Source organism: Hydrogenivirga caldilitoris (assembly GCF_003664005.1).
GTDB lineage: Bacteria > Aquificota > Aquificia > Aquificales > Aquificaceae > Hydrogenivirga > Hydrogenivirga caldilitoris.
Map to the genome: position 1 here is coordinate 1,303,067 of NZ_RCCJ01000001.1, position 24,764 is coordinate 1,327,830.

Annotated in this window: 25 protein-coding genes; 20 read left to right on the forward strand and 5 right to left on the reverse strand. The window is 46.3% G+C overall.

The genetic code is table 11. The annotated features are described in order from the left end of the window. Positions 1 to 21 precede the first annotated feature (21 nt). From BCF55_RS07100 to lpxC, 4 genes are read left to right on the forward strand one after another with little or no spacing between them, the layout of a single operon-like run. Positions 22 to 885, forward strand: a complete 864-nt coding sequence (locus tag BCF55_RS07100; RefSeq protein ID WP_121012041.1) for a prohibitin family protein — start codon at positions 22 to 24, stop codon at positions 883 to 885. 25 nt (positions 886 to 910) lie between these two features. Further along, positions 911 to 2,224: an FADH(2)-oxidizing methylenetetrahydrofolate--tRNA-(uracil(54)-C(5))-methyltransferase TrmFO gene (gene trmFO, locus BCF55_RS07105; protein WP_121012043.1), complete on the forward strand. Its 1,314-nt coding sequence runs from the start codon at positions 911 to 913 to the stop codon at positions 2,222 to 2,224. After that, positions 2,197 to 2,931, forward strand: coding sequence for a uroporphyrinogen-III synthase (locus BCF55_RS07110; RefSeq protein ID WP_121012046.1), 735 nt, complete (start codon positions 2,197 to 2,199; stop codon positions 2,929 to 2,931). Before trmFO ends, BCF55_RS07110 begins: the two co-directional genes overlap by 28 nt. A gap of 7 nt (positions 2,932 to 2,938) precedes the next feature. Further along, positions 2,939 to 3,748: a UDP-3-O-acyl-N-acetylglucosamine deacetylase gene (gene lpxC, locus BCF55_RS07115; protein ID WP_121012049.1), complete on the forward strand. Its 810-nt coding sequence runs from the start codon at positions 2,939 to 2,941 to the stop codon at positions 3,746 to 3,748. Positions 3,749 to 3,785: 37 nt separating this feature from the next. On the opposite strand, the gene BCF55_RS07120 is transcribed toward lpxC, so the two are convergent. Continuing rightward, positions 3,786 to 4,862, reverse strand: coding sequence for a cytochrome-c peroxidase (locus BCF55_RS07120; protein ID WP_121012052.1), 1,077 nt, complete (start codon positions 4,860 to 4,862; stop codon positions 3,786 to 3,788). A gap of 89 nt (positions 4,863 to 4,951) precedes the next feature. Between BCF55_RS07120 and BCF55_RS07125 the strand changes: the two genes are divergently transcribed. Continuing rightward, entirely contained in the window at positions 4,952 to 6,133 is a 1,182-nt protein-coding gene (locus BCF55_RS07125; protein ID WP_121012054.1) for a TRC40/GET3/ArsA family transport-energizing ATPase, read from the forward strand. Here BCF55_RS07125 and BCF55_RS07130 read toward each other — a convergent pair. Further along, positions 6,125 to 7,834: a chloride channel protein gene (locus tag BCF55_RS07130; protein WP_121012057.1), complete on the reverse strand. Its 1,710-nt coding sequence runs from the start codon at positions 7,832 to 7,834 to the stop codon at positions 6,125 to 6,127. The genes BCF55_RS07125 and BCF55_RS07130 overlap by 9 nt on opposite strands. A gap of 18 nt (positions 7,835 to 7,852) precedes the next feature. On the opposite strand from BCF55_RS07130, the gene rtcA reads away from it, so the two are divergent. From rtcA to BCF55_RS07155, 5 genes are read left to right on the forward strand one after another with little or no spacing between them, the layout of a single operon-like run. Continuing rightward, entirely contained in the window at positions 7,853 to 8,923 is a 1,071-nt protein-coding gene (rtcA, locus tag BCF55_RS07135; protein WP_121012060.1) for an RNA 3'-terminal phosphate cyclase, read from the forward strand. 9 nt (positions 8,924 to 8,932) lie between these two features. Next, positions 8,933 to 11,278, forward strand: coding sequence for a DNA gyrase/topoisomerase IV subunit A (locus tag BCF55_RS07140; protein ID WP_121012063.1), 2,346 nt, complete (start codon positions 8,933 to 8,935; stop codon positions 11,276 to 11,278). Next, positions 11,247 to 11,468, forward strand: coding sequence for a phosphoribosylformylglycinamidine synthase subunit PurS (gene purS, locus BCF55_RS07145; RefSeq protein WP_121012066.1), 222 nt, complete (start codon positions 11,247 to 11,249; stop codon positions 11,466 to 11,468). The genes BCF55_RS07140 and purS overlap by 32 nt, the downstream gene beginning before the upstream one ends. Further along, the gene (gene purQ, locus BCF55_RS07150; protein ID WP_121012069.1) at positions 11,468 to 12,151 is read left to right on the forward strand and encodes a phosphoribosylformylglycinamidine synthase I; all 684 of its coding nucleotides are present in this window, start codon (positions 11,468 to 11,470) and stop codon (positions 12,149 to 12,151) included. Before purS ends, purQ begins: the two co-directional genes overlap by 1 nt. Positions 12,152 to 12,210: 59 nt before the next feature. Further along, on the forward strand, positions 12,211 to 13,308 hold the full coding sequence (locus tag BCF55_RS07155) for an RNA ligase (RefSeq protein ID WP_121012072.1): 1,098 nt from the start codon (positions 12,211 to 12,213) through the stop codon (positions 13,306 to 13,308). On the opposite strand, the gene BCF55_RS07160 is transcribed toward BCF55_RS07155, so the two are convergent. After that, positions 13,282 to 13,875 carry an RNA ligase partner protein gene (locus BCF55_RS07160; RefSeq protein ID WP_121013172.1) on the reverse strand — a complete coding sequence of 198 codons (594 nt, stop codon included), beginning with the start codon at positions 13,873 to 13,875 and terminating at the stop codon, positions 13,282 to 13,284. The genes BCF55_RS07155 and BCF55_RS07160 overlap by 27 nt on opposite strands. A gap of 69 nt (positions 13,876 to 13,944) precedes the next feature. Between BCF55_RS07160 and BCF55_RS07165 the strand changes: the two genes are divergently transcribed. Next, a complete protein-coding gene (locus BCF55_RS07165; RefSeq protein ID WP_170144767.1) occupies positions 13,945 to 15,315 on the forward strand; it encodes a sigma-54-dependent transcriptional regulator in 1,371 nt (456 codons plus the stop codon). Here the strand turns inward: BCF55_RS07165 and BCF55_RS07170 are convergent. Further along, positions 15,208 to 16,269: a two-component system sensor histidine kinase NtrB gene (locus BCF55_RS07170; RefSeq protein WP_121012075.1), complete on the reverse strand. Its 1,062-nt coding sequence runs from the start codon at positions 16,267 to 16,269 to the stop codon at positions 15,208 to 15,210. The two genes, BCF55_RS07165 and BCF55_RS07170, sit on opposite strands and share 108 nt — an antisense overlap. Positions 16,270 to 16,417: 148 nt before the next feature. On the opposite strand from BCF55_RS07170, the gene BCF55_RS07175 reads away from it, so the two are divergent. The 6 genes from BCF55_RS07175 (at position 16,418) to BCF55_RS07200 (ending at position 22,901) form a co-directional block, all read left to right on the forward strand. Continuing rightward, positions 16,418 to 17,755 (forward strand): FAD-dependent oxidoreductase, encoded by a 1,338-nt coding sequence (locus tag BCF55_RS07175; RefSeq protein ID WP_245960414.1) that lies wholly within the window; start codon positions 16,418 to 16,420, stop codon positions 17,753 to 17,755. 12 nt (positions 17,756 to 17,767) lie between these two features. Further along, positions 17,768 to 18,484: a twin-arginine translocation signal domain-containing protein gene (locus BCF55_RS07180; protein WP_121012078.1), complete on the forward strand. Its 717-nt coding sequence runs from the start codon at positions 17,768 to 17,770 to the stop codon at positions 18,482 to 18,484. After that, on the forward strand, positions 18,459 to 19,736 hold the full coding sequence (locus BCF55_RS07185; protein WP_121012081.1) for an NAD(P)/FAD-dependent oxidoreductase: 1,278 nt from the start codon (positions 18,459 to 18,461) through the stop codon (positions 19,734 to 19,736). Before BCF55_RS07180 ends, BCF55_RS07185 begins: the two co-directional genes overlap by 26 nt. 85 nt (positions 19,737 to 19,821) lie before the next feature. Then, on the forward strand, positions 19,822 to 20,871 hold the full coding sequence (locus BCF55_RS07190; protein WP_121012083.1) for an OmpA family protein: 1,050 nt from the start codon (positions 19,822 to 19,824) through the stop codon (positions 20,869 to 20,871). Positions 20,872 to 20,874: 3 nt separating this feature from the next. Then, positions 20,875 to 22,014 carry a bifunctional glutamate N-acetyltransferase/amino-acid acetyltransferase ArgJ gene (argJ, locus tag BCF55_RS07195; protein ID WP_121012086.1) on the forward strand — a complete coding sequence of 380 codons (1,140 nt, stop codon included), beginning with the start codon at positions 20,875 to 20,877 and terminating at the stop codon, positions 22,012 to 22,014. Positions 22,015 to 22,022: 8 nt separating this feature from the next. Continuing rightward, the gene (locus tag BCF55_RS07200) at positions 22,023 to 22,901 is read left to right on the forward strand and encodes a slipin family protein (protein ID WP_170144768.1); all 879 of its coding nucleotides are present in this window, start codon (positions 22,023 to 22,025) and stop codon (positions 22,899 to 22,901) included. A gap of 8 nt (positions 22,902 to 22,909) precedes the next feature. On the opposite strand, the gene speD is transcribed toward BCF55_RS07200, so the two are convergent. Continuing rightward, a complete protein-coding gene (gene speD, locus BCF55_RS07205; protein ID WP_121012089.1) occupies positions 22,910 to 23,308 on the reverse strand; it encodes an adenosylmethionine decarboxylase in 399 nt (132 codons plus the stop codon). Between the two features lie 102 nt (positions 23,309 to 23,410). Here speD and BCF55_RS07210 point away from each other — a divergent pair, with 102 nt between their 5' ends. Genes BCF55_RS07210 through BCF55_RS07220 form a run of 3 tightly spaced genes read left to right on the forward strand, consistent with a single transcriptional unit; the run spans position 23,411 to position 24,764 of the window. Continuing rightward, a complete protein-coding gene (locus tag BCF55_RS07210) occupies positions 23,411 to 23,869 on the forward strand; it encodes an RsmD family RNA methyltransferase (protein WP_121012092.1) in 459 nt (152 codons plus the stop codon). Continuing rightward, the gene (gene coaD / locus BCF55_RS07215; RefSeq protein WP_121012095.1) at positions 23,866 to 24,348 is read left to right on the forward strand and encodes a pantetheine-phosphate adenylyltransferase; all 483 of its coding nucleotides are present in this window, start codon (positions 23,866 to 23,868) and stop codon (positions 24,346 to 24,348) included. The genes BCF55_RS07210 and coaD overlap by 4 nt, the downstream gene beginning before the upstream one ends. Beyond that, positions 24,339 to 24,764 (forward strand): hypothetical protein, encoded by a 426-nt coding sequence (locus tag BCF55_RS07220; protein WP_121012098.1) that lies wholly within the window; start codon positions 24,339 to 24,341, stop codon positions 24,762 to 24,764. Before coaD ends, BCF55_RS07220 begins: the two co-directional genes overlap by 10 nt.

The window sequence follows — 24,764 nt, forward strand, 5'->3', positions numbered from 1 at the left end:
TTAAGAGTGTATACTTAAAGCATGAACTTTGACCCCAACAGATATCCGAGACCTCCTCAGGTACCTAAAGGTTTTATAGCCCTCGGTGTGGTCTTGGTGGCTCTTGTGTTATTAGCTCTTTTATCCAACCCGTTCGTAGTCATACCGAGCGGATACGTAGGTGTAAAGTTAACCCTTGGAAAGGCAAGCCCTGATGAGCTGAGCCCTGGTCTGCATCTTATAGTGCCTTTTATCCAGAGGACGGAAAAGATGTCAGTCAGAACCCACAGCTATGACCTTACAGGACTAAACTCCATAAACGCTCTCTCTAAGGACGGGCTAACTATAAACGTAGAGCTCACAACCCTTTACAAGATAATGCCCGATAAAGCGGCAGAGATATTTATAGAGTATGGACTAGCCTACGAAGACAGGATCATAAAACCCGTGATAAGGTCTGCGGTCAGGGACGTAATATCCACCCTTGATAGCGCCCAGGTATACCAGGAAAGGTCAATGATACAGCAGAGTATAGCCAGACAGGTGAGAAATGAGCTTGAAAAGAGGTTCATCCTCCTTGATGAGATACTTATCAGGGACATAAGACTGCCTCAGAAGGTTGTAGAGGCTATAGAACAGAAGAGAAGAGCCCTTGAGGAAGCTCAGAGAATGAAGTTTTTGGTAGAAAAAGAAAAACTTGAAGCTGAGAGAAGGAAGATAGAAGCTCAGGGGATAGCAGAGGCAAATAAGATAATAGCCGGCTCTCTGACCAAAGAATACCTGATGTGGAAGTTCCTTGAAAACATAAAGTCTTATGCGGAGAGTGGAAACAACACTATAATCCTCATTCCTTATGATACCAAAATGACACCGATAATCCAGCTCCCCGAGATGAAGAAGAAATAGTAAGAACTATATTTATAAACCTGTAATGGAGGAAAAAATAACGGTAATAGGAGGAGGTCTTGCAGGTTCAGAGGCTGCCTGGAGACTGGCACAGGACGGGCATAAGGTTATCCTGTATGAAATGAGACCTAACAGGTCAACACCAGCCCATAAAACAGATAGACTCGCCGAGCTTGTCTGCAGCAACACCCTCGGAGGAACAGAAATAACTACCGGAGCCGGACTTCTGAAAGCGGAGATGAGTATATTGGGGTCTTTAGTTATAGAGGCAGCGAAGGAGGCGAGAGTTCCAGCGGGTGGAGCGTTGGGAGTGGACAGGGAAGTTTTCTCAAACTACATAACGGAAAGGATCACCGGTCATCCGAACATTGAAGTCATAAGGGAAGAAGTAAAAAGGATTCCTGAGGACCGGATAGTAATTGTTGCAACCGGACCCCTTACCTCAGAAGCGCTTACCGAGCATATAAGGGAATTGGTAGGACACGAGACCCTTTACTTTTACGATGCTATCTCCCCTATAGTTGAGGCTGAGAGTGTAGATTTCACAAAGGGTTTTTGGGGCTCAAGGTACGGAAGGGGGGGAGACGATTACTTCAACTGTACTCTCACAGAGGAGGAGTACAAGGTTTTTTACGAGGAAATTTTAAAGGCGGAGAAGGTCAAACCGAAAGATTTTGAGAAAGCGGTTCACTTTGAAGGGTGCCTCCCTATAGAAGAAATGGCTGAGAGAGGCTATCAGACACTCCTCTTTGGTCCGATGAAGCCCGTAGGTCTCAAAGACCCAAGAACGGGGGAGCAGCCCTTCGCAGTAGTTCAGCTTAGGAAAGAGAACAGGGAAGGGACCCTCCTATCCCTTGTAGGTTTTCAGACGAAACTGACTTACCCTGAACAGAAAAGGGTCTTTAGACTCATACCCTGCCTCAGGAACGCCGTCTTCGTTAGACTGGGTTCAATGCACAGAAATACCTTTATTCAGTCAAACAGGAGCCTCACACCCTTTCTGAACATGAGGAAGAGAGAGAACATATTCTTCGCGGGTCAAATAACTGGGGTTGAGGGATATGCTGCCTCAGCTGCAACGGGAATACTCGCCGGGATAAACGCAGGCAGGCTTTCACGGGGAAAAGAACTGGTGGTTCCCCCTGAAGAGACTATGCTTGGCTCCCTTGTAAGGTACGTAACCTCCAAAGAGGGTGAGCTCCAGCCGATGAACCCGGTTTTTGGGCTCCTTCCCCCTCCAGAGAAAGGAATAAGGGGCAAGAAGAGAAGAAAGGAGTTCCTTGCGGAGAGGGCTTTGAATAGAATGGTGGAATGGGTAGAAAACCTTCAAAGAGGGTGATACTTACACGCTCCCGTGAAGATATAGAAAGGGACAGAGCCTTATTTGAGAAACTCGGCTTTGAGGTGATAGAACTTCCCCTTATAAAGACCGAGCCCTTAGACTACGAAGTTAGGGAGGAGGATATCAGTTACATAGTCTTTCAAAGTACCAAGGCTGTGAAGTATTTCTTGCGAAGGTCAGGAATCCCTGAGGACGCTAAGGTGGTGGCTGTTGGAGAAAAAACCAAAAAGGAACTTGAAAGTCTGGGCTGTAAGGTATGGCTTGTACCTGAAGACATGAGTGCCGAGGGCATCCTCAAAGAATTTCCAGAAGGGAAAGGAGAGAAAGTCCTTATACCCAGATCGGAGCAGGGAAGGGATGAGCTTATAGAAGGTTTATCCAAGAAAGGTTATAAGGTGCTACCCTTGAACGTTTACAGGACGGTCAGATTAATTCACCCAAAAGAGACATTGATGAACCTACTTAAAGGAGGAGGCTTTATTATATTCGCCAGCCCTTCCGCCGTTCAGGGATTTTTTGAAAATTTGCAAGAAAGCACGGCACTGGCTTTACTGAACAACCTCATAGTAGTTTCCATTGGCAAAACTACAAAAAAAGAGCTGGAAAAGTTCGGGATAATACCGAACATAATCCCAGAGAAACCGTTGATGGAAGAGGTTGCGGGTAAAATTCACAGGTTTTGGCAAGAAAATTGCATAGGTTAATATTGCTATGAAACAGAGGACTATAAAGGAATCTTTGGAATTTGATGGGGTTGGCATACATTCGGGAGAAAGAACCAAGATAATACTACACCCGGAAGGAGAAAACACCGGCATAAGCTTCTACAGGGACGGTGTCAGGATACCTGCGAAACCAGAAAACGTGGTAAACACCTTTCACTCTACAGATTTAGGTAAGGACGGAGTGGTTGTAAAAACGGTTGAGCACCTCCTTGCCACATTGCATCTTTTAGGAATAAGCAACCTTACCATAGAAGTTCAAGGAGGAAGTGAAATCCCAATAATGGACGGGAGCGGATACTTCTTTTACCGAAGCTTAAAGGATAAGGTTATCAAGCAGGAAGAGGACTTGGAAGTCTTGCAGATAAAGGAAGAAGTCAGGGTTCAGAGGGGAGATTCCTATATAGTTGCTCTCCCGTGTTCCTGCTTTGAAATCACCTATGAGGGGGAGTTTCAAACCTACTTCGGCAGACAGAAGTACACTTTCCGAGGAAACGCAAGGGATATAATCCTTGCAAGAACTTTCTGTTTTGAACACGAGATAGAGTTCATAAGACAAAACGGACTCGGGAAGGGTGGAAGTCTTGATAACACACTGGTTATAGGTAGGGATAAGGTATACAACAAAGGGGGTTTAAGGTATCAGGATGAACCCGTCAGACATAAGGTCTTTGACCTTATAGGAGACCTTTACCTCCTTGGTGTATCCGTGAGAGGAAAGTTTATATCATACAAAGGAGGACATTCCCTGAACTACGAGCTCGTTAAAGCCCTGTATAAAAAGGCTGTTGCCGCATAGATAAAGGGAGATGCCCCCCCTCGGAAGGGGGCATGAGTTATCTTACAGGTTTTGGGGTTTCCTTCGTGGAGGGAGGAAGCACAGGTAATTCAAGGGCGTGTTTGGGAACCTCTCCGTCAAGAGCCTTTAAGAAGGCTACTATCTTCTTGACCTGGTCCTTGGAAAGCTCCTTTCCCAGCTGAACCTTCGCCATAACCTGAACCGCATCCTCTAAGTTCCACACGGAGCCGTCGTGGAAGTAGGGGTAAGTCCTTGATATGTTCCTGAGGGATGGAACCTTGAAAACGTAAAGGTCTTCTTCCTTATGGGTAACCGCAAACTTGCCTACATCCATAGGCATAGTTGGTTTCTCAAGGGTGACATAGTCCCTTGTTGCGTTCCAGTACGCTTCAACTATACCGAACCTCGTAAACATGTTCCCTCCAAGGGCTACACCGTTATGGCAGCTTGCACATCCAACCTCTATAAAGGTTTTAAGTCCTTCCTTTTCCTCTTTGGTAAGAGCTTCCGTGTTTCCTCTAAGGAAGTCATCAAACCTTGAGGGTGTGGTAAGGGTTCTCTCAAAAGCGGCTATCGCCTTAGCAATGTTTTCATAATTTACAGGGTTTCTATCATTGGGAAATGCTCTATTGAAGAGCTCCACGTATTCCGGTATTGAGCTTATTCTTTTAACAACCTCTTCTGGAGAGTCCATAGCCATCTCTATAGGGTTCAGTATGGGACCCTTCGCCTGCTCCTCAACATCTTTAGCCCTTCCATCCCAAAACTGAGCTACATGGAAAGCGGCATTCAAGGTCGTGGGTGCGTTTCTGGGACCAAGCTGCCACCTGTGTCCCACCGAGGTGGGAAGGTTGTCCACTCCATAAGTTGCAAGGTTGTGGCAGGTATTACAGCTTATGAGACCGCTCCTTGAAAGCCTCGGTTCATAGTAAAGCATCTTGCCTAATTTCACCTTTTCCGGGGTGACAGGGTTGGTCTCACTCTTGGCTACACTGGGCAAAGGTTGAAAGTATTTCCTTGCCTCTTCAAGGAGTTTCGCGTCTTCAACCTTGCCTGCCCCTGCGAGCAAAGCACCACCCACCGATAAAGCTATCACGGCTGCAACCTTTTTCATCTCTTACCTCCTTATTTATAAGTAAATTGTAATATCATTATATAATAATTGCGAATTATTCTCAAGTAGATTTTCTGTAAAATATACCCATGAGGATAATCCTATTCTCAGGAAAGGGTGGAGTTGGTAAAACCACGGTTTCCGCTGCAACAGGGTACAAACTTGCAAGACTCGGATACAGGACGATAGTGGTTTCCCTGGACCCCGCCCACTCACTCGCAGACGCCTTTGATATACCCGACAGGGAGAAGTTTGAAGCCAGAGGACTTCCCATAAAGATAAACGATAAACTGCATATCCAAGAGATAGATATACAGGAAGAGATAGACAGATACTGGGGAGACGTTTACAGGTTCCTTGAACTCCTCTTCAACACTACCGGGCTTGATGAAGTTCTGGCAGAAGAGCTCGCCATACTGCCCGGAATGGAAGAGGTTACGAGCCTCCTTTACGTGAACAAATATTACAAAGAGAAGGAGTATGATGTTCTTGTACTTGACCTTCCTCCGACCGGAGAGTCTCTTAGATTCGTCTCTATGCCCACAGTCTTGAAGTGGTACATGAAAAAGATATTTAAGACAGAAAGGCTTGTAATGAAGGTAGCCAGACCTGTAGTTGGAAGGCTTACAGATGTTCCTCTTCCCGACGAATCCTACTTTAAAGCCCTGGAGAATTTCTATGAAAAGTTAAAGGGTGTAGATGAGATACTTATAAATCCTGAGATAACCTCTGTCAGGTTGGTCTCCAATCCCGAAAAGATGGTCCTCAAGGAGAGCCAGAGAGCCTTTATGTATTTCAACCTGTTCGGTGTAAACGTTGACGGTGTTATAGTGAACAAGGTTATACCGCCCGATGCAGGCGACTGCACCTATCTCAGAAACTGGATCAGTATTCAGAAGAAGTACGTGGAAGAGATAGAAGACTACTTCTCGCCCGTACCCGTGTTTAGAATACCTCTCCTTGAGGATGAAGTCTTCGGTCTTGAGAGGCTTGAAATACTCTCTGACCTTATATACAGAGATAGAGACCCTTCGGAAGTCTTCTTCAAGGAAAAGCCCTACGAGTTTATTCAGGAAACAGGGGAGTACGTAATAAGGGTCCGAGCACCCTTTATAAAAAAGGAGAGCGTATCCCTCCTCAAAGGGGAGGACGAAGTTATCATAAGGGTTGGAAACTTTAAAAGCCATATAATGCTCCCCAGAAAACTGAGGGACCTGGAACCCAAAGGGGCAAAAATTGAAGATGGTTACATATACGTGAGGTTAGGCTGAAAACTCCCTGGTAGCCCTGCCTATATCTGTCCTGGCTATTATCCCAACCAGTATTCTGCTTCCTTTCTTTTCCACCACAGGTAATCGTCCCACCCCTTTCGTAGTCATCAACCTGAAGGCGTTTGCCAGACTATCCTCTGGCGTAACCACTATAAGATTTGTGCTCATAACTTCATGAATCCTAACCTTACTCCTATCCCCTGGTGCGACGGAGAGAACATCGCTCTTGGTTATTATCCCTACAAGCTTGCCCTCGTTAACAACCGGCAGACCTCCTATAAGTTTTTCAGTCATTATCTTGTAAGCCTCCTCAACCGTATCGTAGGGCTTCACAAATACAGGTTTATTCATGTAATCACCCACTTTAAGTTTTTCAAGCACATAAAGCCCCCACTCCTCCATATGGGCTGGTGAATCAAGCCGTGTATTCACCTGACTGGGGAAAATACTCCTTTCACCGCTTAGAAAGTAGGAGATGAAAACCGATATCATTGCCGGAACGAGAAGCTCGTATCCCCCGGTCATTTCAGCTATGAGGATGAGCGTAGAGAGAGGAGCCTTTGCCGCCCCTGCAAAGAGTGCAACCATACCCACTATGGTAAAGGAAGGGACATGTAAAAAGAGGGAGTAGTATTCATTCAAAGCGGTGCTGTAGAAAGCCCCAGTAAGTCCTCCGATCATAACTGAGGGTCCAAATATACCTCCAGAACCTCCCGAACCCAACGTCAATGAAGCCCCAAGCATCAGTGCGATAGCACCCATACCTATGAAAGCCAGGTTGTTGAGTTCACCGTTGATTACAAGCTGGAGCCAACCGTAACCGTTACCGATAGCAACAGGAACAAAAGCCCCTGCTAACCCAGCCATAAATCCTCCGAGGGCAGGCTTCAGGTAAGGAGGTATATTCATCCTTTCAAAGAACTCTTTAACTTTGAAAAAGAGAAAGGTAAAAACCCTAACTACGATGGCACAAAAAATTCCAAGACCTACATAGGCAAGAAGAGAAAGAGGGTGCACGTTAAGAAACTCGGGTATGTGAGCTGAAAATATCGGATGAAAGCCAAAAAAGAAGCCGAACAGGCTGTAGGATGTAATTGAAGCCACAAAGCCAGGGATCATAGCTTCTATCTCAAAGTCCCTCTTAAAGAAAACCTCTGCGCTGATTATCGCTCCAGCGAGGGGTGCCTTGAAAATGGCAGCTATGCCCGCACCCAGACCCACAGCCAGAGCTGTCCTCTTCTCCTTGGGGTCAAGTCTAAAGAGCTGTGCAACTGTTGAACCCACACCCGCGCCTATAAGGGCAATGGGACCCTCTCTTCCAGAGGTACCTCCGCTACCTATGGTCACCGCAGAAGTTAAAAGCTTAATTATGGAGGACTTTAAAGATAACTTCTCCCGGTTGTGGTAAGCCTTTATAGCAGCATCAGTTCCAACACCGGCAGATTCTGGAGCCAGGAAATGGGCAAGCAAACCGGAAACCAGTCCGGCAAAGGCAACGGTTAGCGGAAGCAGGTAAGGTCTCTGGGGGTAAAAGGTGAAATGCTCTCTCCCGCCTTCACCAGCCGGCAAAGGCTGAACATAACCTACAAAAAGCTCAAGAACATAGTGATTAACATATTCAATTGCGAAAACAAATAGGACGGCGAATGCCCCTGTAACTATCCCTATAACAACAGGAAGCAGCAGGTACCTCCTGAGCATAGGTTAGAATTTTAGCCGATGCTGGAGCTTGATGGCTCTTACGGGGAAGGTGGAGGTCAGATAGTAAGAACAGCTCTGTTCCTGAGCACCCTTCTAAAAATCCCTGTAAGGATAAAAAATGTACGGGTAAAAAGGGAAAAACCCGGACTGAAGAGACAGCATCTGCACATAGTAAAACTCCTCAAAAAGTTTGCTTGCGCCAAGGCAGAGGGAGACAGACTCGGTTCTTTAGAGTTAACCTATATACCTGGAGAGCTGAAGCCTGGTTACTACCACGTTGACTTCGGGAGTGCGGGTTCTATAAGCCTCTTCCTACAGACCGTACTTCCCCTTTCCCTATTGACACCAGGAAAGGTTGAAATTGAAGCTATAGGGGGAACTGAAGTTCCTATGAGTCCAACGATAGACTGGGTGAGATTCGTTTACCTTCCTCAGATTAGCTCCGTCGCGAAGCTTGCAAGAATAGAGGTTCTCAGACGTGGGTACTATCCTGCAGGCGGCGGTATCATAAAACTCACCGCCGAGGGTGCGGTTCTCAGAGAGGTTGGGAATTTAAAATCTCTGAGGGAATTTTTAAAAGGGAAGCTCAACCTTTTTAAAGAAAAGCAGGGTCTGGTTAAAAAAATCCACCTCCTTTCTATAGCTGAAGAAAGGCTCAGAGAGAGAAGGGTAGCTGAAAGACAGGCTCAGGGAGCCGTTGAGTTCTTGGAAGGGATAGGCATGCAAAAACCGGAGGTTTACAGACAGTATGTAAGAAGTTTATCTATTGGAACGAGTGTAACCTTATGGTTGGAGGATACGGAAGGGAATACAATGGGTGCCGATAGCCTTGGTGAAAAAGGTAAACTTGCAGAATTAGTAGGTCAGGAATGCGCTCAAAAACTATGGGAGGATTGGAGCAAGGAAGCTACAGTGGATAGACACCTTGCAGACCATTTAATTCCTTGGATTGGGCTCGCAGGCGGTAAGGTAAAAGTTCCGATGTTCACAGGGCATCTGGAGACTAACCTTTGGGTGTGTGAAAGGTTTCTCGGAGAAGGGGTTTTTAGAGTCTCAAGGGAAGAAGGAACCATTGAGGCTGTGGTATAATAAGGTCAAATGGAAATCATTGAAGTCCCTATAGAAGAGGAGGTAAAGCAGTCTTATATAGACTACGCGATGTCTGTCATAGTGGGGAGGGCAATCCCCGATGTCAGGGACGGATTAAAGCCCGTTCAGAGAAGGATACTATACGCCATGCACGAGATGGGGCTTACCCCTGAAAAGCCCTTTAAGAAGAGTGCGAGGGTGGTCGGTGAGGTCCTTGGAAAATTTCACCCCCACGGAGATCAGGCGGTTTACGATGCGTTAGTGAGGATGGCTCAGGACTTTTCTATGAGGTATCCTCTCGTGATAGGTCAAGGGAATTACGGGTCCGTGGACGGTGACCCTCCGGCTCAAATGCGATATACAGAAGCAAAGCTCTCCAAGATAGCGGTGGAGATGCTTGAAGACATTGAAAAGGAGACGGTAGATTTCATACCGAACTTTGATGAGTCCCTTACCGAACCTACGGTCCTGCCCTCCAAGTTTCCCAATCTCCTGTGCAATGGAACAGCCGGAATAGCTGTGGGGCTCGCCACCTCCATACCACCCCACAACTTAAGGGAGGTTGGAAAGGCTCTGATAGAGCTTGCCAAAAATCCAAACCTGACCACTGGAGACTTACTTCAGATAGTGAAAGGTCCGGACTTCCCAACGGGCGGAGTTATAGAAAACGCTAAAGAGCTGATTGATATATATGAAACTGGTAGGGGGATAGTCCAGGTAAAAGCTAAAGCTCACGTTGAGAAGGTACCCGGAGGAAAGGAGCAGATAGTTGTCTCAGAGATACCCTATCAGGTCAACAAAGCCGAGCTTATAAAGAAGATAGCAGACAACGTTAGAAGTGGAAGGCTCAAGGAAATTTCGGATATAAGAGACGAATCGGACAAGGACGGGGTGAGGATAGTTATAGAGTTGAAGAGGGAGGCAAAGGGTGAAAAGGTACTCAAAAAACTCTTCAAATACACCCAGCTTAGAAAAGGTTTTCCGGTGAACCTTGTTGTTCTCATAAATGGAGAGCCCAAGCTCGTAGGTATAAAAGAGCTTCTCAGGGAGTTCCTCAAACACAGGTTAGATGTGATACTCAGGAGAACACTCTTTTTTCTCACAAAAGCTCAAGACAGGCTTCACGTTGTTCAGGGACTCCTTATAGCCCTCAACAGTCTTGATGAGGTTATTGATGGCATAAGGAAATCAAAGGACGTAGCAGAAGCCAGGGATATGCTTCAGGCTCGCTTTGGGCTTACAGAGAGACAGGCACAAGCTGTCCTTGACCTGAGACTCCACAGACTCACGTCCCTTGAGAGGGATAAGCTCAGGCAAGAAGAAGCGGAGCTACTCCAGAAGATAGAGTACTACAAGAAGGTTATTGGGAGCGAAGAGGAGAGAATCAAGATATTCATTGAGGAAACCGAATCCCTCGTGAAAAAGTATGGCGATCCGAGGAGAACCTACATAGAGGGAGTTGAGGAGGAGATAGAAGAGGGTTCGCTTGTGGTTGCCATACTTGAAAATGGTAAGGTTACACCCATAGAGAACATGCCCGAGGGAGAAGCTCCGGTAGTTGACATTCTTGACGTGCCCTTTACAGAAGGTCTCTTCCTGGTATCCAATAAGGGGAGGGTTTACTGGCTAGCCGGCTCCCAGGCTCTTCAGGGGAGTAAGGTCAACTTTAAGGAGTCCGAAGAGTACATAGTTGGAGCCTTCATAAGGGAACAGTTTGCAGACAGACTCCTCCTAGCCACCAGAAATGGGATGATAAAGAAGATTCCCCTTGTGGAGTTTGAGTACAAAGCCCAAGGAATGAAGATAATAAAGCTCTCCGACGATGATGAGGTTGTCAGCATATCCCAATCCATTGACAAGAGCGACATACTTCTCTTTACAAAGAGGGGTAAGGTTGCCCGTTTCAGCGTGAGGGAGATACCAGCGGTAACCGCGGGAACCAAGGGCGCACAAGGCATAAAGGTTGAGGAAAACGATGAAGTAGTTGGGACGAGGATAGTAAAGGAAGAGGAACCTTTCCTGATAGTGGTAACCTCCGACGGAAAGGTAAAGAGGATATACCAGCAGGAGATAAGTGTAAGAAACAGGGGAGTAAAAGGTATAAACGTCATCGGTTCCGCGAGAGAGAGGCTTGTTGATATACTACCCATAAAAGATGAGCTGGAAGTTCTCATAACAACTAAACTCGGCAAAGCCTTTTATGACAGGATAAAGGTTGATGAGGTTCCCCTCTCCAAGAGGGACAGACTTGAAAAAGAGCGTTGGAGACTTGAAGAGGATGATGAAATCCGCAGGATAGTTATAAAATCTGAGAGGAAAAGTTATGAAGAGAGTGAGGATTCTGATAAAACCTAAAGAGGGTCTTCTTGACCCGCAGGGGAGAGCCGTAGAAGAAATGCTAAGAGACAACGGTTTCAACGCTCAGCACGTGAGGGTTGGTAAACTCGTAGAGATGGAGGTTCCTAAAGGGGAAGATGTAAAAAGCATAGTTGAGAAGTTCATAATAAACCCATTGATAGAGGACTACGAGATAGAGGAACTCTAATGAAATTCGCCGTATGTGTCTTTCCGGGTTCAAACTGCGACTACGATACCTACTACGTCATAAGGGATGTGCTTGAGAGGGACGTTGAATTCGTGTTTTACAACGAGAAGGACCTATCAAGGTATGACTGCATAATTCTACCTGGAGGCTTTTCCTTCGGCGACTATCTGAGACCAGGGGCTTTAGCTGCGAAAACGCCCCTCGCGGAAGCGGTTTACGAATCAGCCCAGAGGGGTAAGTTCGTTATAGGCATATGTAACGGTTTTCAGATACTCACAGAGCTTCATCTCCTTCCTGGAGCTCTGCTTCCAAATCTTAATATGCGTTTTATATGCAAAGACGTGTTTCTCAGGGTTGAGAATGGGGAAACCCCCTTTACAAGGGAATTTGATAGGGGTGATGTGCTGAGAATTCCCATAGCCCACCATGACGGAAGATATTACGTGAGTGAAGCTGAGCTGAAAGAAATGGAAGAAAGAGGACAGATCCTTTTCAGATACGTTGATACGGAAGGAAAACCGACGGAATCTGCGAACCCGAACGGCTCCGTTTCCAATATAGCCGGGGTCATGAATAAGGAGGGGAACGTATTTGGTATGATGCCCCACCCAGAGAGAGCTTCGGAGGACATCCTTGGGAGTCACGATGGTCTTATGCTCTGGTATTCATTGATAAGCGAGTGATGCCAAAGGAAGGCTGACAATAATAAAGCTGACGTAAACTTTGTGCTATCCTCATATAGGTGATTGACGTTAGCCTCGTCAGGGAAGCTATAAAGCAAAGAAAGGCGAGATCCGAATCTTTCCTTGGCTTTGAGTATTTACGCTTTTCTGACGACTATAAGGATATACCCCGTGGGACAGCTGTATTTCAGGACACGATAATATGGGGTTATCCCCACATAGGAAGGATATTCATGCTTGAAAAGGGTCTAAAGGAACACTTCAAAAACCCCTTCTGGGTTGAAGAGAAGGTTGACGGGTATAACGTCAGGATATTCAAGGTAAGAGACAGGGTTATAGCCCTCTCCAGGGGAGGTTACCTATGTCCCTTTACTACAGATAGGGTGGGCGATTTTATAGACCTAAAGTTCTTTGAAGAGAACCCTGACCTCATACTCTGTGCAGAGGTGGCAGGTCCTGACAATCCGTACATAGAAGAAAGTCCACCCTTCATAAGGGAAGACATAAAGTTCTTCGTCTTTGACGTAATGAAGAAAAACCAGCAGACTTTCCTAAAACAGGAGGAAAAACTCTCGCTCTTGGAGAGGTATTCCTTACCCGGAGTAGAGGTTTTTGGGAGGTTTACCAGCGGTGATACAGAGAAACTCAAAGAGCTATTACTAAAACTCAACAAGGAAAAGAGAGAGGGTGTAGTTTTCAAGGAGGATTCAGAAGAAAACAGGAGGGCAAAATATATAACCAGTTACGCAAATCTCAACGACATAAAGGTAACCACCAAGAACATGCTCCAGCTCCCTCCTGAGTACTATACAAACAGGATTTTAAGGCTTGTCCTCTTCATGGAAGAGGAAGGCATAAACAGGACGGAACATCTGTACGAAGAGCTGGGCAGGGCTTTCATAGACGGGCTCTTTGATGCCATAGAGCAGTTTAAAAAGGAACACAAAGTTTACAGAACTTTCAGGTGTAAGTTTAGGAACAAGGACAACGCTGTAGCGCTTATGGAGCTATTACATAGAACATCAAAGCATATACAGGTTATAGAAAGGGAGTTGAAACAAGAAGGGGAGTTCTGGGTTCTCACCTTTGACAAGGTATTCCTGAATATGACAGGGTTACTTGGACACCTACTAAGCGGAGGTCTTGTGTTTGATTAAACTTTCAAGGATTCCCCTGAAGTTCCTTGGATTTATAAGCTTTATACCCACCTTGTCAGCCCACCTTCTCAGACCTTCATCCGCCGTAACCACCGTGCCGTCAAGCTCGTAAGCGAGGAGGAGCACATCCACATCCTCCCTGCTGTCTATTATTCCCTGCCTTAAAGCGTCTCTGTACTTTTCCCTGAGCTTATTTATAACCTTACCCACATCGGCTTCAGTTATTTTCCCCGCTTCCTTGGTATGCTCTTCGGCTATCCTCAGCCCCTTGTTTATCCTATGCCTTACTTCCTCTATAAGCTCGTAGAGAACTTCGCTGGGTATCCTTATATCGTACTTCCTCGGAGAGCGTATCCTCACAACCATCTCAAACTCTGCAGACAGAGGTCCAAGGTCAAGCATCTTTAACATCTCATCGTAAACCGAGGAGGGCATGTAAAATTTAGCCCCCGAGTGAATGGCGAGGTGTATAAAGTTTTCTATTGCCCCAAGCTGGTCTCTCTCTCCGAAGGTTTCGTAAACATCCGGGTTGGTGAAGACGCTTGTATCAAGTACAAAATTCTCCATAAGTCTTATTTTAATGCAGGAAAGCATTTCTAATTGACAGTGCTGTGAAATGTGACAAAATTGACACTCATGGAAGTGAGCATCCTGGTAATTGAAGACGATGAAAGCCTTAACAGGCTTCTCACTAAGAAGCTAAGGCAGAAGGGTTTCAGGGTAGACTCCACAAGGAGCGGGGAAGAGGCTGAAAAACTCCTTAAGGAGAACAATTATGAGATAGCTCTCGTTGATATAAAGCTGACCGATATGAGCGGGCTTGAGCTTATCAGGGAGTTATCCCCCCACACCAACACAAAGTTTATAGTGGTTACGGGGTACGGAGATGTAAACACGGCAGTTGAAGCTATGAGGGCAGGTGCATCCGATTTCATACAGAAGCCTTTCAGTTTTGATATCCTTGAGGTTAGCATAAACAGAGCGATAAGAGAGAAGCAGCTTGAGGAGGAAAACAGGACTCTGAGAAGTTTCCTATTTGAAAAGGAGCATGATATAACCTTTGAGACAAGAAGCCCCATCTTCAGACAGGTCTTGGAGATTATAGAGAATGCGGCGCGCAGCGATATAAATATACTGCTCAGGGGTGAAACTGGAACAGGAAAGGAGGTCATAGCCCGTTACATCCACAGGGTATCGGACAGGAGAGATAAGCCTTTTATAGTCGTGGACTGCAGCGCTATACCAGAGCATCTTTTTGAAAGTGAGCTCTTCGGACACGAAAAGGGAGCTTACACCGGTGCGGTTCAAAGAAAGGTGGGACTCGTAGAGATCGCAGACGGTGGAACACTCTTTTTAGATGAGATAGGAGAGGTACCTCTACCTGTTCAGGCGAAGCTCCTCAGGTTCGTTGAAACGAGGAAATTCAGAAGGGTCGGTGGACTCAAGGAGATAGGTGTGAACGTTCGGATAGTGGCTGCAACCAACAGGAATCTGAAGGAGATGGTCCAAAAAGGCGAGTTCAGGAGTGACCTCCTTTACAGGTTAAACAGTATGGAGGTGGAGATACCACCTCTAAGAGAAAGGAAGGAAGACATACCTATGCTCGCCCAGCTCTTTCTAAAGAGGTTTAAAAAGAAAATTGGGGAAAAGGGAATAAAACTCCTTATGGGCTATGACTGGCCTGGAAATGTAAGGGAGCTTAAGAATACTATAGAGAGGGCTTCTTTACTTTCTAAAGGAGACTACGTAGACGATAGCTTATGCCTTCCATCTATATCGGAGGAGGAAGCCTGCCTTGAAGACCTATTCTCCAAGATGCCCACTTTAAGAGACCTTGAACTCTTCTATGTGAGCTATTTATATCGGAAGCTCGGAAGTGCTGAGAGGGTTGCAGAGGTCTTAGGGTGTAGCAGGCGAACCGTTTTCAGGAAACTCAAGGAGCTGAGGGATAGGAACGGAGACCTTGAAGGTAGACCCCTCCCCTGGAGTGCTCTTGACATCAATTGAACCACCGTACTCCCTAACTATGCTGTCAACGATAGCAAGCCCCAAACCCGACCCTTCCTTCTTGTTTTTGCCCTGGTAGAAGGGTATGAATATCTTGCTCAGCTCTTCCTGGTCTATTCCAGGTCCATGGTCCGCAACCTCCAGTATCCATCTACCCTCCTCCCTGTAAAGCCTCACGTGAACCTTCTCCCCTTCAGGGGAAGCTTGTATAGCGTTCAGGACAAGATTTAAAACCAGATGTCTTATATCGGTCTCGTTAGCCAGGAAGTAGCCTACCTCCTCAAGCTCAAACTCCAAAGATACGCCCTTTTCCTTGGCGTACACCTTTAAAAGGTCAACAGCATCGGAAACGGATTTGGTTATATTTACAAGGTCCCGGTTTGAACTTCTCTTGACAAGGAACAGGAGCTTATCAACGTAATCCTTGCAAGTATTGACCGCATTCCTTATAAGTTCGGTCTCATCGCTTGCCCCAAGCTTCTCCTCCAGGTCCTCTAACGCCAGAAGTATAGTTCCAAGGGGCGTACTCAATTGATGGGCTATACCAAGAGCGAGGAATCCTACAGAGCTGAGTTTCTGGGACAGGCTGAAGAGGTAGTACTTCTTTTTATCGCTCCTTATATCCCTGATTATCTGGACTATCTTCTCCCCGTTTTCTATAGGGAAGGCGCATATCTCAACGGGAACCTCCCGGTCGTCGTGGGTATAGTGGGTGTGAACAACGTTCACTGACTTGCCCGTTTTTTCTATTTCCCTGAGGGGACAAGGATGGCACTCCCCTTCACAGGGCTGATCCTGGTGATGGGAAACGGTGTAACAGAAGTCTCCTATTATCTCCTCAGGGTCTGAATAACCCATATCCTCGGCATACTTCCTGTTTGCGTACACTATCCTGTAGTTCTTGTCTATAACCACCACCTCTTCTTCAAAGTGGTCAAAAATGGAGAAATCCATCGGACTTAATTTATGCCCAACTACATTTATGGAAAAGATGTCAGAAATGGCTCCGGCAGTGTCAATTTTGACACTACCACAAGGGAGGTTTTTTTGTTTAAGTTTTTGATAAACAAGGGTTTTTAAATTGGCATGATACTTGCATAAAATGAAGAGAAAAACTCTAAAGGGGGTGTTTGAGATGAGTGTAAGCAGGAGGGACCTATTAAAGGCTACAGGAGTTGGAGTGGCACTCGCTGCAACGGGCGGGGCTTTTAACTTCACCTTCGCTAAAACGACAGATACACTCAACCTTCCCAAACCATCAAAGGGCTCGCCAAGGGTAGTTATAGTCGGTGGTGGTTGGTCCGGGTCAACGCTGGCTAAGTACATAAAGAAGAACGACCCAAACATTGACGTGGTTCTCATAGAGAAGAACAACGTTTTCATGTCCTGTCCAGTTAGCAACCTCTGGCTCGTTGATCTGGTTGACTTGGAGTTCTTGATTCACGATCACCTCAAAGCCGCTGACAAGTACGGCTACCATTTTGTAAATGCTGAGGTTCACGATATAGATAGGAAAAAGAGGGTTGTCTACACGAGCTTGGGGAAGCTCCACTATGACTACCTTGTTCTCGCAACAGGTATAGACTATGACTATTCCCAGTGGGTAGGAACTGACCCCAAAGATATAGAGATAGCTATGAAAAGGTACCCGGCTGCCTTTAAACCCGGAGAGGAGCATTTCCAATTAAAGAAGAAGATCAGGGACTTTGAAGAAGGAAACTTCGTTATAACCGTCCCGCCTGGTATTGATTACAGATGTATACCTGGTCCTTATGAGAGAGCCACCCTGATAGCATGGTACTTCAAGCAAAATAACATACCCGGAAAGGTTATACTCTTAGACCCGCACAATGACCCTCCTGTAAAGGCAGAAGGCTTTCATAAAGCTTGGAATGAGTACGTAAAGGGTTACATAGAGTACTATCCCCAGACAGACATAAAGGAGGTTGATTTTGGAAAGAAGAGGATAGTTACAAGCCTCGGAGACTTTGACTTCACAGACCTGAACCTTTACCCGAGATGCAAGTCTGCACCCCTGGTTTACAAGGCAGGTTTAGTTCCCAAGGGAGATAGGTGGCCTGCCCTCAGATGGCCTTGGTATATGGCTCAGGCAGATGAGAGGATATTCTGTACCGGAGACGCAAGGAACCAGCCCTTCTCCAAGAGTGGAAATACGGCAAACTCTGAAGCTCACATAGTCGCTGACCTCATAGTTAAACTTGCCCACGGAAAGAGCATGGACTACAAACCCCCCAGAACCCTATGTTACTCAGGTGTTGATAAGGGTAAGGCGGTATGGGTGGACCTGACCTACAAATATGACCCTAAAAAGAACGAGTTTGCCTTCCATAACGTCAAGATGGACAACAACCCAACGGAGGCAAACTGGAAGGCTTATCTAGAATGGGCTAAGGCTATGTACAGGGACATGTTCAGCTGAGCGGAGGAGGAAATGGACAGGAGGGGATTCATAAAGACGTGCACTGCCGTTGCCGCCGCTTCCCTTGCTTCCCCCTCCTTTTTTCTTAGCTCTTTAAAAGCTCAGGAGCTTGAACTTAAACCTTACAAGAAGGCTGTTTTGCTCAAAAAGGATGGAACGCCTTTGAAACCGGAAGATATAGACCCTGCAAAGCAGTACATATTCTTTTATCCTTACAGGTCAACCCCGTGCGTGCTTGCGAATCTTGGCAAAGAGGTTCCCCCTACGGAGGTTAAACTCTCAAACGGTACAAGTTATACATGGCAGGGGGGTGTGGGACCCCGGAAAAGCATCGTCGCTTACTGTGCCATATGCCCTCATCAGCTCAGCTACCCTACGCCAGAATTCTCCTTCATAAATTACTATCCAGAAAACATACCCTCCAAGATAGTCAAAAAGGGAGGTATTATTCAGTGCTGTGCCCACCTATCGGTCTTTGACCCCTCCCAGGGCGGCAGGGTTATAGACGGACCGGCTCCATTCCCCCTCACAGCCATAGTCCTGAGTTACGAGGATGGGAAGCTGTACGCGGTTGGTACACTTGGCAAGGAACTCTATGAGGACTTCTTTGATGCCTTCAAACCAGACCTCAGAGAACGTTATGGCTCTTCAAGGAAAGCTAAGCAGCTCGTTGATAAGTGCGAAGTTATAGAGGTGAATGAGTATGCAAAAGAAGTCATCAGGTGTTAGCAGGAGAGGGTTCATAACAGGCTCGGCTATCGCTTTAGCCATGACGGGAGTTCCCACTGTTGTAGCCAAGAGCAAAACCTCCCTGCTTTCCGAACCAAGGGGCAAGAGGGTCGTTGTGGTCGGTGGCGGTTACGGAGGGGTCACAGCGGCAAAGTATATAAAGAAAGAGAATCCTGAAGCTGAGGTTGTTCTCATAGAAAAGAACCAGCTCTTCGTATCCTGCCCCCTGAGCAATCATTATCTCGTTGGTTTGATAGACTATGGACAGCTTTGTTTTCCCTACAATAAACTTTACACAAAGTACGGGGTCAAGGTTATAAACGACCTTGTAGTTGATATAGACCTAACCAAGAGGAAGGTGTTTACATCAAGAGGTTACATAGATTACAACTACCTGGTCCTATCCACAGGGATAGAGTACGATACGGAAAACTACCCCTTCTATAAGGAAGCACTCTGGCACTTTCCTGCAGCCTTCAGTCCAGGTTCAGAGCACCTTTACCTGAGAAGACTGATAGAGGAGTTTGAGGGTGAGAACGTAGTCATAACGGTCCCAAAGATGCCCTACCGCTGTCCCCCAGCACCCTACGAGAGAGCTGCGATGCTACTTAGTTACATAAAGGAGAACGGACTTAAAGCTCACATGTACTTCATAGACGCCAATGAACATCCACCTGTGCTGAGCGATGGCTTTATGAAAGCCTACGAAGACTTTTACAGGGGAACAGCCACCTACATTACTGGGGCAACGGTTAAAGATATAGACGTGGGGAAAAAAAAGGTTATAACCGACAAGGGTGAATTCGTCTTTGATTTTGGCTCCCTAATACCACCTATGAGGGCTCCCCGTTTCCTGAAAGAAGTGGGTCTTCTCGGAAAAGGCGACAGGTGGGTTTCGGTTGATCCGATGACTTACGAGACAGAGTTCAAGAACGTCTTTGTCATAGGGGATTCCTGTGAAACCTACCTGCCAAAGAGCGGATACGCAGCAAACTCTGAGGCTAAAGTGGTAGCCAAGATAATAGGTGGAAGAATAAAGGGCAAGGAATACAGGGGTGAGCTTATACAGCACGGAATTTGCTATGCAATGGTGAACCTCAAGTCCGCAATAGTCATGGAAGTAGAGTACAAATACAACGTGGAGACACGGGAGATACAGAAGATCCTCAGGGAAGACAACACATGGAAGGTATCCACCGCAAAGAGATACTACGAATGGGCAAGGGGTCTTTGGAGAGACATGTTCCTGTAATAAGGCTCCCCTCACCCCCTTTTCCTTTTTTTTAAACTCTTAAGCCCCCGTGCCGTATAGTATAATCATGACGGGAGGGATAGGTATGTTAAAGGTGGTCACGGCTATAGCCCTGCTTGTAAGTGTAGCCTTTTCCTTCAGAGTTACCCAAGGAATAGACGAAGCCCAGAGGGCTGTGATAAAAGCCTACAACGTTGGAGCAAAGGATAAAGCCCCCTACCTGTACTCAAAGACCAGAGGATACAAGGAGGTAGCCTCCGTACTGGCATCAGAAGCTGACGATGTGGGTTCAAGGGTTTTTGCTATACGTACTATGAACTACGCTTCTAAAGCTATAAGTGCAGCTTTCAGTGGCAAAGAAGAGCTGACACCTGTTGACACTGTTCCAAAAATCACCGAGGAGAAAAAGGACGTTTTTCAGCTTGTTGATATAAACGACATCAAGAACAGGATAGAGTTCCTTAGAGAAAACCGGGGTGTGAGCTGCTCGCCCCGAGAGCTTGGCAGGGCTGAAGCCTTTTACGATGCTCTCCTTTACGAGCTGGGCAAAGAGGAGCCAAACTCAGCCCTTATACTGAAGTTCTACAATGAGGTCAGCACAGAGAGCAAGATAGCCGAGAGTAAACTTAAGGTAGCTATGGAGAACGAACTTGAGTGTTACACAGGCGTTAGGAAGGTTGTTACACCACCCCCTCCGGTGGAGGAGAAACCCAAGGAGGAAACCGTAGCAAAGGAGGAGGAGAAGAAGCCTGAAGAGAAGAAAGAACCCCAGATAATTGAGGAACCGCTGAAGATAACGGCAAGAATCCACTTTGATTTTGATAAGTACAACATAAGGAGAGAGTACATACCTATACTCAACGAAGTTGTCAAAACCCTGAAGGAAAATGAGTTTATAAAGGTAAGGATAGAAGGCTTTACTGACATAATAGGAACGAAAGAGTACAACGAGAAGCTGGCAAGAAAGAGAGCTGAGGCAGTCAAGAGTTACTTGCTTGAGAACGGCATACCTGAAGACAAGATTGAGGTCGTCGGTTTTGGAAAGGAAAGATTTATAGCGAGCAACGAGGACAAGATAGGTAGACTAACCAACAGAAGGGTTGAGTTCATAGTTATTAAGCTTCAAGAGGAGTAACATATGCCCGATATCCTTATGGGCGTTGGAAAAGCCGGACTCAAGGAGTCTGGCAAACCCGATATACTGGTAGTGGTTCTGCCCTACCCATGTGTGTCTTCCTTCCTTTTTACCGATAACTACTTCAAGGCAGGGTCTGTGATTTACTCTGAGAGGGTAGCCAAAAGGACAGAGAAAGTCAGTGCTCTCGTTATAAACAGCGGGAATGCGAACTGTGGCACAGGAGAGGAAGGGATTATGCACGCCGAGCTCATGGCACGCCAGGTTGCCCAGAAACTTGATATAAAGCACGACGAAGTCCTAGTTTTTTCCACGGGAATAATAGGTAAACCTCTGCCCATTGACAGGGTTCTAAAAGCAATAGATGATGCCTGTTCTATCCTAGAGCCCTTAGACCTGGAGAGGGCTTCGGAAGCGATATCTACAACGGACAGCTTCCCAAAGTTTGATTTTGTGAAAAAGGAACAGCTTGAGACCTTTGGTTTCGCTAAAGGGGCAGGAATGATAGCTCCGTCTATGGCAACTATGCTTGCCTTTGTATTTACCAAAGCGGATGTGGATTATGAAACCTTGAGGCAGATACACAGAGATGTGAACGAAAGAACCTTTAACTCTATAACCGTGGACGGGTGTGAAAGTACCAACGATAGCTTTGGATTGATAGCCTTAGGAGAAGTTCAGGCTAACCCAGAAGATGTGAAGGCTCAGGTCTTTGAAGTTACGGAAAACCTTGCAAAGAAGATAGTTGAGGACGGAGAAGGGGCGACAAAAGTCATAAAGGTCACCGTAAAGAGGGCAACCCTTGAGATGAAGGCTAGGGAGATAGCCAGGGCTGTCGCAAACTCACTCTTGGTCAAAACCGCTATGTACGGCAGAGACCCTAACTGGGGAAGGATAGCCGCAGCAGCCGGAAGCACCGAGTTCCCCATTGATCCTTTTTCAATGAAGATTTACATAGGGGGGCATCTCTTATACGACGGAAAACCTCACCCAAAAGCGGGAAGCATGGCAAAGAGATATCTTGAAGAGGAAAAGGAGATAGAGGTTGTTATTGACTTAAACGAAGGCAGAAACTCCTGGACTTACTATTCCTCAGACATAGGTTATGAGTATGTGAGAATAAATGCAGAGTACCACACGTGAGGTTGAAAATGAGAGGTTTGATTGAAGCCTTACCCTTTTTCATATTCGTGGCGGTGTTCTTAGCTATAGCCATGGGTGGAAACATATTCAAGTACATAGGAGGGTTTGCCATGATTTTCTCCCCGATAGTTGTCCTCGTTATATTAGTAATAATCTTCTTGCTCGCTGCAATAAAGATAATACCTGAGTACGAAAGGGCAGTTGTTTTCCGTTTGGGGAGAGTTATCGGAGCAAAAGGTCCCGGACTGATAATCATAATACCTATAATTGACCGTATAGTCAGGGTGTCTCTCAGGACGATAACCCTTGACGTCCCGACCCAGGACATAATTACGAAAGATAACGTCTCAGTCCAGGTTGATGCGGTCGTTTACTTCAGGGTTGTTGACCCTATCAAAGCGATAATTGAAGTTGAAGATTACCTCTACGCTACCTCCCAGATAGCACAGACCACCCTGAGGAGTGTCTGCGGTGAAGCGGAGCTTGACGAGCTCTTAGCCCAGAGGGAACAGATAAACCTCCGACTTCAGGAGATAATAGACAGGCAGACAGACCCGTGGGGTGTCAAGGTTACAGCTGTTGAGCTCAAGAAGATAGACTTGCCTGAAGACCTGCGAAAGGCTATAGCGAGACAGGCTGAGGCGGAAAGAGAGAGAAGGGCTAAGATAATATCCGCTGAAGCGGAGTTTCAAGCTGCTCAGAAACTACTTGATGCTGCCAAGATACTCGCAACAGAACCTATAGCCATACAGCTAAGATACCTTGAGACGTTACACACAATAGGTTTGCAGAACACTAAAACCGTAATATTCCCTTTCCCCTTTGAGTTCGTAGAGTTTATAGGGAAGAAGAGGGAAGGAAAGGATACCTCCTCCCCCCAACCATAGTTTAAACGTCAGGCGCTCAACAGTATACTTCGCAGTTCCTCGGACTGCCTGTGCTCACCAACTATACCCCTTTCGTGCACCTGTTTGTCAACCCTCTTAGGCTCCAAGGTATTAACTATGTACTCCATAGCCCTGTAAGCTTTGGACGGGTCTCCGCAGGTGTACACATCAATGGTAGCAAGACCATGCTCCGGCCATGTGTGAATTGATATGTGAGATTCGGCAAGAAGGACAACTCCTGTAGCTCCGTGGGGCTGGAACTGGTAGTAGTGAGATGATATTTTTGTGAGGTCGGCGACCTTAACGGCGGTCTCCAAAAGGTTTCTGATATCCTCTACGCGGTCAATACGCTCCGCGTCAACACCGTAAAGGTCCGCTAGGATATGCAGTCCGAGGGTCTTTGCCATTTCCTATCCTCCCTTGAAAAGTTTTGGAAAAGCTTGAAAAACATAAAGCAGCTCATGGCTGAATACCTCCTAAAAAGCAAATATACAGTATAATCTCTTTTTGTGAAAAAGACAAGAAGGGTTCAAAAACTCCGCCCCACCTCTTCCCTGGTAAAAAACGCCCTTTTCAACATACTTGGGAATATTGAAGATTTGGCATTCCTTGACCTGTTCGCTGGAACAGGACAGATAGGGCTTGAGGCTGAAAGGAGAGGTGCACAGGTAATATACGTAGAGAAGAACCCGAGTCGGGTACTTGAGATAAAGAAGAAGGCAAAGGGAAAGGTTATAAGAGGTGATGCTCTGAAAGTCCTTGACAGACTTGATATCCAGCCCAACATAATATTCGCTGATCCACCTTACAACTTTGAGGAGTATGAGCTCCTTATACATAAATCTTTAAAAGCTCTTGCCCCCGGAGGGCTCTTTATCCTTGAGCACGACAAGAGGAAGGAGTTCCAAGCTGATGAGGTTAGGATTTACGGAGACACCGCTTTATCCTTCTGGAGGAAAAAGGAATGAAAAAAGCTGTGTACCCGGGAACCTTTGACCCGCCTCACCTGGGACATCTTGACATAGTAGAAAGAAGTCTAAAGCTGTTTGATAAGGTGGTTGTGGCTATTGCAAAGAACCCGAGGAAGAACATCCTCTTCCCACTGGAGGAGCGCTTGGAGATGTTCCGTGAGATGACCAAACCTATGGGTGACAAGGTTGAGGTAAAAGGATTTGACTCTTTACTGGTTGACTTTATGAAGAAAGAAAAGGTGGACATAATAGTCAGGGGGGTAAGGCTTTTCACAGACTTTGAGTACGAGCTACAGATAGCCATGACCAATTTCAAACTCGCCCAGGTAGAAACTGTGTTCATGATGCCCTCCCAGGAATACATACACATAAGCTCAACCATAGTCAGGGATATAGCCTCCTACTGTGGAGAACTGGAAGAGCTTGTTCACCCCTTCGTAGCCCAGAAGCTCAGGGAGAGGTTCAGATGCGGGTAATCCCTTTAGCGTTAGCTTTATACTTCAGTCTCGTCTTCTCAGAACCTTTCTGTATAAAGGGGGTGGAAAACGATACCAGAGAGCCCTATCTGAACTACGCCCTCCTAAAGACCGTGGAAAAGGCTGTCCTTGAAATAGGTGGAGAGTTAAGGTGTGAAGGTGATGCTAAGGGGATACTCATACGTATAAAAAATTTCAAAGAAACCCCCATAGCCTACACACCACAACAGAGAGTCAGTTCTTACAACTTAAACCTTTCCTTTGAAGTGGTGGTTGGGGATAGAAGTTTTTCTCTCAGCGGGGTTGTGCCTTACTCACTGGTAAGCGGTGGACTTGGAGATATACCGAGAAGGAGAGCGATTGACGACCTACTTGATAAAATATACCTGGATTTACTTCAAAACCTAAGGAGGTAA